General features: G+C 44.7%; 8 protein-coding genes. 7 read left to right on the plus strand and 1 reads right to left on the minus strand.

All coding sequences use genetic code 11. The features are described from left to right. Positions 1-198: 198 nt before the first annotated feature. Positions 199-1,131, minus strand: coding sequence for a dienelactone hydrolase family protein (locus JMX63_RS06730; RefSeq protein ID WP_102078453.1), 933 nt, complete (start codon positions 1,129-1,131; stop codon positions 199-201). A 536-nt stretch (positions 1,132-1,667) separates the two neighbouring features. Here JMX63_RS06730 and JMX63_RS06735 point away from each other — a divergent pair. From JMX63_RS06735 to JMX63_RS06765, 7 genes are all read left to right on the plus strand, one after another. Beyond that, positions 1,668-2,858: an MFS transporter gene (locus JMX63_RS06735; protein WP_201571725.1), complete on the plus strand. Its 1,191-nt coding sequence runs from the start codon at positions 1,668-1,670 to the stop codon at positions 2,856-2,858. Positions 2,859-3,179: 321 nt separating this feature from the next. Continuing rightward, on the plus strand, positions 3,180-4,850 hold the full coding sequence (locus JMX63_RS06740; RefSeq protein WP_102091487.1) for a fatty acid--CoA ligase: 1,671 nt from the start codon (positions 3,180-3,182) through the stop codon (positions 4,848-4,850). Positions 4,851-5,163: 313 nt separating this feature from the next. Continuing rightward, positions 5,164-7,185, plus strand: coding sequence for a propionate--CoA ligase (locus JMX63_RS06745; RefSeq protein WP_201571694.1), 2,022 nt, complete (start codon positions 5,164-5,166; stop codon positions 7,183-7,185). Positions 7,186-7,528: 343 nt separating this feature from the next. Further along, positions 7,529-9,013, plus strand: coding sequence for a CoA-acylating methylmalonate-semialdehyde dehydrogenase (locus JMX63_RS06750; RefSeq protein ID WP_201571695.1), 1,485 nt, complete (start codon positions 7,529-7,531; stop codon positions 9,011-9,013). A gap of 219 nt (positions 9,014-9,232) precedes the next feature. Continuing rightward, complete coding sequence (locus JMX63_RS06755) at positions 9,233-10,393, plus strand: acyl-CoA dehydrogenase family protein (protein ID WP_201571697.1); 1,161 nt, start codon at positions 9,233-9,235, stop codon at positions 10,391-10,393. Between the two features lie 32 nt (positions 10,394-10,425). Next, positions 10,426-11,208 (plus strand): enoyl-CoA hydratase, encoded by a 783-nt coding sequence (locus tag JMX63_RS06760; protein WP_201571699.1) that lies wholly within the window; start codon positions 10,426-10,428, stop codon positions 11,206-11,208. 55 nt (positions 11,209-11,263) lie between these two features. Continuing rightward, positions 11,264-12,511 (plus strand): enoyl-CoA hydratase/isomerase family protein, encoded by a 1,248-nt coding sequence (locus JMX63_RS06765; RefSeq protein WP_227673266.1) that lies wholly within the window; start codon positions 11,264-11,266, stop codon positions 12,509-12,511. The last annotated feature ends 97 nt before the right edge of the window (positions 12,512-12,608 follow it).

The raw sequence follows: 12,608 nt of genomic DNA on the forward strand, positions 1-12,608 counted from the left end.
GACTAAACGAGCCTGATACCGTATCCAATTTATAGAAGATTGACTATATGATTATTAATTTTTATGGCAGTAAAGTCTGTAAGAAAAAAGATAGAAGCAATGTAAATGTGTAAAAATAAAAAAGAGTTGTTATTCAAATGTCATTATTAACAGTGAAAGCTGTCTGTCCTTCCTTTTATAAGTAGATTAAAAAATAGCTTATAAACAGTCTTCGTAATCATAGGCTGAGATACGAGGATCATCTTTGTAGCTTTCATTGCCACATAAGAATTTATCGAAACGGGTATCACCATTAATATAACGTTGCATCCATGCGATAGCAGGCTTACTTAATAGTTTCTCGTTAAAACGATGACTGGCACAGAAATGACTGCCGTTGTTAATCTCGACCTTCATTTTTGGACCGTCAGCTTTTTGATAAAAGGTATTGGTATATTTTTTATTCGGGGCGATACGGTCATTTTCACAAGCGATGAATAGAGCAGGCGTATCCATCGCACCATAGCTCGTATCATGATAGGGCGTTTGTGCAATGATGGCTTGCACCGTACTGCGCTCAGTTGCCAATCGTAGCGCACCGCCGCCGCCCATTGACCAACCAATCGCGCCCAAACGATTTGGATCGATCATATGCCCCACTGTTTTATCAGCGATGAGATGATCGAGAGCCGCGCTCAATTGCTCAGCACGGCTATCCGGATTATCATAAATGGAGCTAGTATTAATAGTAATAACGACAAATCCCCAAGAGGCTAGACGCGGTCCCCACCATTTGATAGAAGACTCATAAGACACATAACCTGGCACTACCGCGATACCACCTAGCAGACCACAGTTAGCAGCATCCGTTGGATAATGTATGGTACCGCCACCAAAGCCATTGGCTGATTGGCGACTCACATGCTTGGACTTTATAGAAAACGGACCGTTATCACGTGTTTTTGTGAGCTCAGTAGCAGTGATAGCGTCATCCTTTATACAGTCTACTGCCGCTAGTGAGTTTGTAGCGTCGAGTGTTGATCTAACTGGGTTGAGGCTTTTAACGCTAGTCTCGGATACAGTTACTTCTGCTATAGCCATTGTAGAGAAAACCAATGTGCTCATCGCGATCATAAGTTGTGAAAGCATCATATTTTTCATCATAGTAAATTGTATTCTAAAAGGTTGTGTGGTCGTGCATGTCTATGGGTTAGAAAAGATAGACGTAGGTAGTGATTGTTAATTGTCAACGTCATCAATCGTTAAAGCAGTTAAGTACTCAACAAGTGCGTCAAGAGCATCTAACCATACTATCCTGTATATGCAGTAAACGTAACTTTGATCATGAACTTGTGAGTCGAAAGCTGTCTTCACCGTCTCAAGTCGAAATGTGATTCCTAGTCAAGTTTTTCTACGATAATCTCGTACCCGAATAAAGAATCTATCAAGTGGCAATAACACTTTTAAACCTGAGTATATTGATGAATGTGCTACCATAATTGGCTTGTCATTATGATGAGCATTTATCGTTTAATAACGGTGCTTTTGCTTATACATTTAGCATAAATCACCGTTATTCCTCTCTATCATCCACGCCAGTGACGGTTATTATTTACAGTCATGGTATAACCAATATAGTCAGATCCCCTGTGAATAATTCTAAAGATCAGATCCAAAATATAACAGCTGTGCCGCCAGTCACTTCCAATCATTCAACGTCGTGGATACTGAAGCTAACAATTGGCCTGATAGGTATGTTTGCTTTTTTGCAAGTGTATTCTATTCAGGCAGTACTACCAGTTATGATGGTGGACTTTGCTGCGACTGAAGTACAGGCTGGCATGATCGTTGGTGCCACTGTGTTGGCAATCGCCATTATGTCACCATTTTTGGGCATGCTCTCAGATGCAGTCGGGCGCAAGTCGTTTATCGTTGGCGCTTTATTGTTTTTAGCGATACCGACAGCGCTTATTGCCCAGAGCTCGAGCATTGAATGGGTCGGTATTTGGCGCTTCATGCAAGGATTGTCCGTACCGGGTATTACGGTGGTGACAATTGCTTATATCGGTGAGGAGTTTGAGGGACGGGCGATGACTGAGCTGATGTCCTTTTATGTGTCAGGATGCGTGCTTGGCGGCTTTATGGGTCGGTTCTTGCTGGGGCATTTGCATGAGCTGATTGGCTGGCGTCATGGTTACTATGTGATGACGGCGATGACGCTATTGGGTGCAATATGGGTCGGCAAGATGCTACCATCCTCTCGTCACTTTGTGGCCAATCCTAATTTTCGCTCAGCGATACAGACGCTGGGTGAGCATGTCACCAATCGCTATGTGGTAACAGCATGTCTGCTTGGCGCTTGCGTACTGTTCTCCCTTGTAGGCTGCTTCACTTTTATCAATTTACATTTGGCAGATAAGCCTTATGAGCTTGGTACTGGTGCGCTCGCCAATATCTTTGCAGTATATTTGCTTGGTGTTATTATCACGCCATTATCTACGACATTGCTACGTCGGTTTGGCTCAGCGCGTACAGTACGGGTGGCTATCGTCGTATCTATGGTCGGAGTATTATTGACTTTGGTCACGCCATTATGGGGGGTGATCATAGGACTGGCCATTATGTCGTCTGGTGTATTTATCACGCAGTCAGCGACCATCAGCTATATTGCAGTCAATGTGAAAAAAGGCCGTTCATTAGCATCGGGTCTATATTATATGGGCTACTATACAGGCGGTACGTTAGGGGCATGGCTGGGTGGCATAGCTTATGCGCGAGGGCAGTGGTCTCTTACCGTATGGTTGTTATTGTTTGTGCAGGTATTGGCGTTATTAATAGCCAGTTTTGGGATGATTAAAACCACGGTACGTACGAAGTGATTGGCTGTCTGATGTAGCATATGTTTAGTTAGCCATCTTATGATACTTAATGTAAGACCGCTTTACACAGCGCCGCTTTTTTCTTACTATCAATAACGATGTTAGGGTCTGTTGAACATTCAAATATTAGGGCTGCTGATTGCTAAAGGTGCACCAAACGAGGCGCAAGCCGACGATAATGTCGAGACCTTAGCTAGGATGACCCTATTATTATAAAAATTAAAATGGTTAGCGCAGTAGATTTTATGCTGCTATTAACTTGATTGTTATTATTATTGTTATTTACCCCTTATAAGTACGACAAACAAGGAAGTCAAATCTATGTCAAACATTTACCACAGTGCACCATCTGCCTACGATTATCCATTACTGGTCAAGCAGCTATTAAGCCGTGCAAAAACGGTATCGCAAGATCAAGAGATTGTTTATGCGGACAAAAAGCGCCTGACTTATAAAGAGTTGTTTGAGCGTATCAATCGCTTGGCCAATGTATTGGCAGACTTAAAGCTTGATGCAGGTGATGTGGTTGCCGTGATGGATTGGGACAGTCATCGCTATCTTGAATCTTATTTTGCCGTGCCAATGTCAGAGTATGTTTTACAGACTGTCAATATCCGTCTATCGCCTGAGAAAATTCTTTATACCATCAACCATGCCAAGCCTAAAGTGCTCATGCTCAACTCTGAGTTTGCGCCATTGGTTAAAGACTATCAGTTTGAAAATTCAAGTATTGAGCATATTATCTGGCTAGATGACAATGGTGTCACTGCTGAAGGTATCTTTGGTAGCAATCAAAGCCGTGTTACAGGCGAATATGAAGCGCTATTAGAAGCTGCCAATAGCGAATTTGATTTCCCAGATTTTGATGAAAATACCATTGCGACGACCTTTTATACGTCAGGCACGACAGGTGATCCAAAAGGGGTCTTTTTTAGTCATCGTCAGCTAGTCCTACATACACTAGCAGAAGCGGCAACTTTGGGTATGCTGCCTGATAAGCAAGGCGTGAGCTATGGTGATGTCTATATGCCTATGACGCCAATGTTCCATGTACATGCATGGGGTTTTCCGTTTACAGCAACGATGGTAGGTCTAAAGCAAGTCTATCCAGGTCGCTATGCGCCTGATACGTTGATGGACTTAATTGTCAATGAAAAGGTCAGTATCACCCATTGTGTACCAACGATTTTGCAAATGGTACTCAAAGAAGCACAAGACCGTGACGCTAGCTTTAATGGTTTAAAAATGATTATTGGTGGCTCACGATTGACAGAAGGTCTAGCTAAGACGGCAATGGCACAAGGTATCGAAGTCTATACAGGCTATGGTATGTCAGAGACTGCACCGCTCATTAGTTTGACCCACTTTAGCTTAGATGAGCCAGCAATGACGGAAGAAGAGGATATTGAACGTCGTTGTATGACAGGTAAGCCAGTGCTCATGGTTGATGCTCAAGTATGGGGTGAAGGCAACAAATCCGTAGGGACTGGACCAGACAATACAGGCGAGCTGGTATTGCGTGCGCCTTGGTTGACCCAAAGCTATCTTAAGAATGACGATGCTGGCAAAGAGCTGTGGGAAAATGGCTATATGCATACCCAAGATATCGCTTACCTACGTCCTGATGGCTACATTAAAATCACCGATCGCTTAAAAGACGTAATCAAATCAGGTGGTGAGTGGATTTCATCACTAGAGATTGAGACCATTTTATCACTACATCCGTCAGTGGCTGATGTGTCAGTGATTGGGGTGCGTGATAAGCAATGGGGTGAGCGTCCGTTGGCTTTGGTGGTGCTAAAGCCTGATGCTAAGGATACTAGTGCTGATGATATTAAAGCGATTGCAGAAAAAGCGGTAGAGCGCGGTATCATTCCTAAGTATGGTGTGCCAAGCCAGTTTAAGTTCGTTGATGAGCTACCCAAAACTTCCGTTGGTAAACATGACAAAAAAGTCATGCGTGAGATGTATGCCAATCAAACTGAAATTTAATTAGTATTAGTTAGATTTTCAAATATTTGTATTCGTCAAAATGTAGTGCGTATTACACGCTTAATAGTTGACCTTTCCGATAGGCTCTGCTACATTTTAAACCGATACATATCGTATCGGTTTTTTAATTCTGGCAAGGATGACCAGTATTTACTAAGACATGGTTTTTTATAGTTGAAGCATTTTAGAGTTGGTATCAGCCAGTTGCACGCAGACAGTGCACCGTGCGAGGTGAGTACCGTGACAACTTATTGAGTGCCTTAACTATAAAATACTACTGCCTCATTTCTCGTTTATGCTAAGGACAGCTACTATGAGCGACCATTCCCTATCCCCAGTTTCCACCCAAACGACAGACACGCCAAACTTCGCTGATATTTATCATGAGTCTATTACGGATCGAGAGCAGTTTTGGGCTGAGCAGGCGAAGCGTATCTATTGGCATAAAGAGCCTGAGCAAATTCTAGATGACAGTAATCTGCCTTTTGCCAAATGGTTCGTCGGCGGTGAGACAAATCTTTGTTATAACTGCGTCGATCGCCATCTAGCAGACCGGGCAGAGCAAGATGCTTTTGTGTGGGTGTCATCAGAGATTAATCAAGAATTGATAGAAACCTTTCCAGCGGTCGTTGATTCGTTTAAAGATTTAGGTAACAACGTCGAGTTTTATACAGACTATACCAAGCGCCGCCTGACTTATAATGACTTGTATAAAGAAGTTAATTATTTTGCCGATGTGCTACAGCGTCACGGTATTGGTAAAGGTGACCGTGTCATTATCTATATGCCAATGATATTAGAAGCGGCTTATGCCATGCTGGCGTGTGCGCGTATTGGTGCCGTCCATTCAGTCGTATTTGGTGGGTTTGCCGCCCATAACTTGGCTATCCGTATGGATGATGCCGAAGCCAAAATGGTCATTACGGTGGATGCAGGGCTACGCGGCGGTAAGGTCGTCAATTATAAAAACCTAGTCAATCAAGGCGTCGAGCAAGCGACTGTCAAGCCAGAGCATGTGCTGGTGGTCAATCGCGGTATATTGCCATTTGAAACTAAAGCGATCGATGTTGATTATGCAACCGAGCGTCGTCATAGCTGTGAGACCAATGCAGTCGTAGAGCCAGTTTGGCTCGAGTCAAATACCCCATCCTATTTGCTTTATACTTCTGGTACTACTGGCACACCAAAAGGGGTGCAGCGCGATACAGGTGGTCATGCCGTCGCGCTGACGACGTCGATAGATTATGTCTATGACGGCAAGGCTGGCGAGACGTTCTGGGCGATATCTGATATTGGTTGGGCTGTCGGGCACTCTTATACGATCTATGCGCCGTTACTGGCGGGTATGACCAGCATTATGTATGAGGGCTTGCCGCATATGCCAAACCCTGGTATCTGGTGGCGTATCGTTGAAGCTAACAAAGTTAATATTTTATTCACCGCACCCACAGGCGTGCGTATGCTCAAAAAACAAGATGAAAGCTGGATGACGCGCTACGACGTTTCCAGTGTGAAGTCGTTCTTTTTGGCAGGTGAACCGCTTGATGAATCGACAGCTAGTTGGTTGACTCAGCACCTAGGCGTGCCAATTTTAGATCACTATTGGCAAACAGAATCTGGTTGGCCAATCTTGAGCCATACGCCAAAATTCAATCATAAGCCGCACAAGCAGGGGTCACCTGGTTACCCGATGTATGGCTATGAGGCACATGTCATCAACGAGGAAACGGGCGATCCTTGTCAGGCTGGCGAAAAAGGATTGCTTGCAATTAAAGCACCATTACCGCCTGGTTGTCTCACCACGGTATGGCGTAACGACGAGCGTTTTATTAGCAGCTACTTTGGTTTGTTTGATGGTCAGCAGTACTCAACCTCGGACTATGCAGTGACAGATGAAGAAGGATATTTCTACATCTTAGGACGTACCGATGACGTGATAAACGTTGCAGGACATCGTATAGGCACGCAAGAGATTGAAGAGGCAATCAGTACGCATCCAGAGATGGCAGAGTGTGCCGTAGTGGGTATTCAAGACGAGCTAAAAGGTGAGCTACCTATTGCATTCTGTGTCCTAAAAGATCAGACGCAAATTGAAACTACCGAAAACCGTTTTCGTATCGAGCAACAAGTGATAGGTGCTGTCGTCAAATCTTTGGGCGGTATTGCTCGACCCGCTGCTATTTATTTCCCGCAGGCATTACCAAAGACTCGCTCGGGTAAAATCCTACGTCGCTCAATTCGTGCGTTAGCGGAAGACCAGCCAACAGGAGACATGTCAACGCTTGACAATCCAACAGCAATCGATGCGATCAAGCAAGCGATGAAGGATTATTGATTAACGCAATGTATCGATCTATAAGTCAGCAATGATCGTTATTTCACATAACAAATAGATTTATTTTATAAAAGCTCATGAGTAATCATGGGCTTTTTTGTGTTTGTTATTTAAACTATTTCTATAGAAACACATGCTATTAAAATAAACTTAGATAAAATTTTGATAAAGCGCTTGACCGTAAAAATGGTTTATTGTTATAGTCAATAACGATACAAAATAAATCATTTTAAAATTCAGTTTTTAATAATGCTTTACAGACAAACACTCATCGCTTTTATTTTTCTAATAAATATATAGGTGCCGTCACACGGTACTCTCGCAAAAAAGATAAGGATATCTTATGCACCACGTTCAACAGCTTATCAATGGTCAGTTCGTACAATCAAACACCGACAAATGGATTGATATCACTGATCCAGCGACGCAAGAAGTCATTGCCAAAGTGCCACAAACTACTAATGATGAGATTAACCAAGCTGTCGCAGCCGCACAGACTGCGTTTGAGACATGGCGCAAAACGCCAATCACCACGCGTGCGCGTATCTTTTTAAAGTATCAGTCTCTGATTCGTGATCATATGGATGAGTTGGCAGAAATCTTGACCGCAGAGCAAGGAAAGACGATTGCTGATGCACGCGGTGATGTGTTCCGCGGTTTAGAAGTGGTAGAGCATGCCGCTGGTATTGCTAACCTGCAAATCGGCGACTTCGTAGAAAACGTTGCGTCAGGTGTCGATACTTATAGTATTTGGCAGCCACTCGGCGTTTGCGCTGGTATCACACCATTTAACTTCCCAGCGATGATTCCACTATGGATGTTCCCAATGGCGATTGCTACGGGTAATACATTTATCCTAAAACCGTCTGAACAAGATCCGATGGTGACTATGCGTTTGGTTGAGCTAGCGATTGAAGCGGGCGTACCAGAAGGCGTTCTAAACGTGGTACATGGAGGCAAAGCAACCGTCGATGCTATCTGCGACCATCCAGATATCAAAGCCGTTTCTTTTGTAGGCTCTACTCATGTAGGCAAACACGTCTATGAGCGTGCCAGTCAATCAGGTAAGCGTGCCCAGTGCATGATGGGTGCCAAAAACCATGGCGTTATCCTGCCAGATGCCAATAAAGAGCAAACGCTCAATCAGTTAGCAGGCGCAGCATTTGGTGCAGCTGGTCAACGCTGTATGGCGCTGTCAGTCGTTGTACTAGTAGGCGCAGCTGGTGAGTGGATTGATGAGATTAAAGCAAAAGCAGAAAGCTTGGTCGTCTCAGCTGGCAAAAATGACAAGGATTTGGGGCCGTTGATTTCGCCTGCTGCGAAGGCCCGTGTCGAGCATTTGATTGGGACTGGGGTAGAAGAGGGCGCGAGCTTGATACTAGATGGTCGCGGAATTACCGTTGAAGGGTTCGAGAAAGGTAACTTCGTTGGCCCAACTATCTTTGATAATGTCACAAGTGATATGCAAATTTATCAACAAGAAATCTTTGGTCCAGTACTATGTATTATGCGTGCTAACAGCTTGGACGAAGCGATTGCCCTACTGAACGCCAATCCACATGGCAATGGTACGGCGATATTTACTCAGTCAGGGGCAGCTGCACATAAATTCCAGCAAGACATTCAAGTCGGTCAAATCGGTATTAACTTGCCAATCCCTGTGCCACTCCCAATGTTCTCATTCTCAGGGTCACGTGCCAGTAAGCTTGGCGACCTAGGTCCTTATGGTAAGCAAGCCGTACAGTTCTATACTCAAACCAAAACCGTCACTGCGCGATGGTTTGATGATGAGGCAAGCCGCGGCGTCAATACAACGATTTCAATGTAATCGTCAGCTTATTGTTTTATCAGTATGACATTTTGTGTTTTAGGTATGACGATAATGCGACTTGCGGTACTATTAAACGCAATTCTATTATCGTTATACCGCTATCATGTCGCGCTAATGTCTTATAAAATCTCTGACCAACCTTTTTATTAGCGCTTTTATCAACGTTTATCCGAGATTTAAGCCCTCTATTTGATCTATAAGAACAAGGATGACCCTATGGATTTTTCATTGACCGATGACCAAGTCGCCTTTCGCCAGACGGCTCGTCAGTTTGCGCAAAAAGAGCTAAAGCCAAATGCTGCTGAATGGGATCGTAACTCGCATTTCCCAATAGATATAATCAAAAAATCTGGTGAGCTTGGCTTTTTGGGACTGTACACCAATCCAGAATATGATGGCTTGGGCCTACCAAGACTGGACTCAGCGATGGTATTCGAAGAGCTTGCATGGGGCGACACGGCTGTAGCAGCGTATATGAGTATTCATAATATGGCGGCATGGATGATTGGTGAATATGGTAGCGATACGCTATGCAAAAAATATCTACCCAATATGGTCAGCGGTGAGTGGCTTGGCAGCTATTGCCTAACAGAACCAAATGCAGGGTCTGATGCAGCCTCCTTACGTACCAAAGCGGAGAAGCAAGGCGAGCATTACGTACTAAACGGTGAAAAAACCTTCATTTCTGGCGCAGGCTCAACCGATGTATTGGTAGTAATGGCACGTACTGGTAGCGCTGGGCCCAAAGGCGTGTCAGCGTTCGTCGTAGACGCCAATAGTGCTGGTATCGAATATGGCAAAAACGAGCATAAAATGGGCTGGAAAGCACAGCCAACACGCACGATTAGTTTTAAAGACGTTAAAGTCCCTGTAGAAAACCTGATAGGTGAGGAAGGCCAAGGCTTTCGTATCGCGATGAAAGGACTGGATGGCGGTCGTATTAATATCGGTATTTGTGCGGTAGGTACGGCGCAAGCGGCGTTAGAGACCGCAACCAGTTACGTACAAGAGCGTAGCCAGTTTGGTAGTCCGATTGCTAGCTTACAATCGGTACAGTTTAAACTTGCTGATATGTTGACTCAGACCATTGCCGCACGCCAAATGCTGTATCTAGCAGCTGATAAAGTCGATAACAATGATGGACAAGCGTCTACCTACTGCGCGATGGCAAAACGTCTGTCTACGGATCTTTGTTTTGATGTTGCCAATGAAGCCCTGCAGTTGCACGGCGGCTATGGTTATCTAAATGAGTATCCACTTGAGCGCCATGTACGAGACTTACGTGTCCATCAAATCCTGGAAGGTACCAATGAGATCATGCGAGTGATTATTTCACGTCAGGTCTTGCAAGATGAAGGGTTAAGTCAGCTCCGCTAATTTATCTCGTTTTACTGAAACAAGGATGTTTTATGACAGATTATACCAATCTACAGCTATCAATTGATGGTCATACCGCAACGTTGACGTTGAATAACCCACTGGCACATACATGGACGATGGACAGTTTGCATGCGCTTAAGCAGCTCATCACCGACCTCAATGCTAATGACGATGTCTACGCATTAATTGTGCATGGAGATGGCGAAAAGTTCTTTTCAGCTGGTGCAGATTTAAACAATTTCTCAGACGGTGATAAAGGCCGCGCAATAAGTATGGCAATTGCATTTGGTGAGGCGTTTGAAGCTTTGTCTGCCTATCGCGGTGTCAGTATCGCTGTCATCAATGGCTATGCGATGGGCGGCGGACTTGAGTGTGCGCTCGCATGTGATATCCGTATCGCAGAAGCGCACGCACAGATGGCATTACCAGAGACAGGCGTAGGATTATTGCCATGTGCTGGCGGCACGCAAAATCTACCTATGTTAGTAGGGGAAGGTTGGGCTAAGCGCATGATACTGTGTGGTGAGCGGGTCGATGCAGATACGGCATTGCGTATCGGTCTGGTTGAAGAGGTCGCTGCAAAAGGTGAAGGTCTGCAAATCGCTCAGGACTTAGCAAAAAAAGTCGCAAAGCAATCACCCGTTGCTGTCAGTTATTCCAAGCAACTTATTCAAGCGGCTAGAGACACCCCACCTGCGCAAAACCTCATCCATGAGCGTGAAGCTTTCGTGAAGTTGTTTGATACCAAAGATCAGCGCGAAGGGGTACAGGCCTTTTTAGAAAAGCGTAAACCCAATTGGCAAAACAAATAAACAGCGGTCAAAACGCTTGAGCCATTTTTATTATTTAATTTTGTAGGTCACTTTTATGACATCAGCTATGACAGCGACGAACGATACTAAACAAGAAGCACCTGTGTTATTCAATACTGAGCCGACAGATTGCGGGCACTTGATTGGGATCATGACACTTAATACACCCAAATCGCTTAATGCACTCAGCGTTGATATGTGTCAATTGCTCTCAGCGCAGTTAGAGCAGTGGCAAGCGGACGAGCAAGTGGTTGCGCTTGTATTAAAAGGTGCAGGGGATAAAGCGTTCTGTGCGGGCGGCGATATTCGTAAGCTCTATGACAGCATGTCTACTGATGCGCCAATACCAAACCCGTATGCTACTGAGTTTTTTAGTTACGAGTACCGTCTCTATCGTCAAATGCACTTTTATCCGAAGCCACTGATACTTTGGGGTGACGGTATCATCATGGGCGGCGGTATGGGACTGATGGCAGGATGTAGTCATCGTCTGGTCACTGAGCGCACACGTTTTGCCATGCCTGAAGTCTCTATTGGACTGTTCCCTGATGCTTCTGGCAGTTGGTTTTTGCAGCGTATGCCTGCTAAGACTGGGCTGTTCTTGGGTTTAACTGGAGCGATGTGCAATGGCAGCGATGCGCTATTGGCCAATCTGGCAGAGTATGCTGTTGCCAGCCATGACTATGATGCTGTTATCCAATGTCTCAAACAGAGCAACTGGCAGGCAGTCGATAACACTAGCAGTGCAGATAAGTGCCATAACAATAGTGCGCATAGTATTGTCAGCCGTTTACTTGCTGAGCTGCCAGTAGCCGAACTACCTGATAGTAAGCTTGCAACATACTGGCAGCCTATTCAGCAACTGATGAATAGCGGTGGTCTGGCTGATATCGATGCGCTGCTACAAAGCGATGCTGCGCTCGCACAGCTAAACCAAGACTTTGCAGCAGACAGCTGGACGCAGCGCGCAGTCGCCACTTATCGCCATGGCTGCCCAGTAACAGCAGCGTTAACCTATGCGCTGTATCACAAAGTCGCTGACCTATCGATCGAACAAGTACTGTATTTAGAGACCAATGTCGCAGTACATTGCGCGGCTAATCCTGATTTTAAAGAAGGCGTGCGGGCATTATTAATTGATAAAGATAGAAATCCTAAATGGTCGCGCTCATTAGCAGACTGTCTAAGCATAGAAGGCCAAGCGTATATCGATCAGCATTTTGTCAATCCTTATCCAAAAGGTGAGCATCCTTTGGGCGATTGGCTGGGTAACGATGCCTTAGGTAGTCGATACGTCGGCTGACTGTCTAAAAGAAATTTATAACGTAAGACTGTCAGCGATTTTATAAAGTTCTAAAGAAGGGTGCTAAGACATAAGATAGCAGCATTCATTAATAAGC

It is taken from the genome of Psychrobacter nivimaris (assembly GCF_904846365.1).
In the GTDB taxonomy this organism is placed as follows: domain Bacteria; phylum Pseudomonadota; class Gammaproteobacteria; order Pseudomonadales; family Moraxellaceae; genus Psychrobacter; species Psychrobacter nivimaris_B.

Excerpts from the sequence above, each read along its gene's own strand:
- JMX63_RS06765 (WP_227673266.1), top strand. The coding sequence starts at position 11,264 with ATGACATCAGCTATGACAGCGACGAACGATACTAAACAAGAAGCACCT.
- JMX63_RS06760 (WP_201571699.1), top strand. The coding sequence starts at position 10,426 with ATGACAGATTATACCAATCTACAGCTATCAATTGATGGTCATACCGCA.
- JMX63_RS06745 (WP_201571694.1), top strand. The coding sequence starts at position 5,164 with ATGAGCGACCATTCCCTATCCCCAGTTTCCACCCAAACGACAGACACG.
- JMX63_RS06755 (WP_201571697.1), top strand. The coding sequence starts at position 9,233 with ATGGATTTTTCATTGACCGATGACCAAGTCGCCTTTCGCCAGACGGCT.
- JMX63_RS06740 (WP_102091487.1), top strand. The coding sequence starts at position 3,180 with ATGTCAAACATTTACCACAGTGCACCATCTGCCTACGATTATCCATTA.
- JMX63_RS06730 (WP_102078453.1), bottom strand. The coding sequence starts at position 1,131 with ATGATGCTTTCACAACTTATGATCGCGATGAGCACATTGGTTTTCTCT.
- JMX63_RS06750 (WP_201571695.1), top strand. The coding sequence starts at position 7,529 with ATGCACCACGTTCAACAGCTTATCAATGGTCAGTTCGTACAATCAAAC.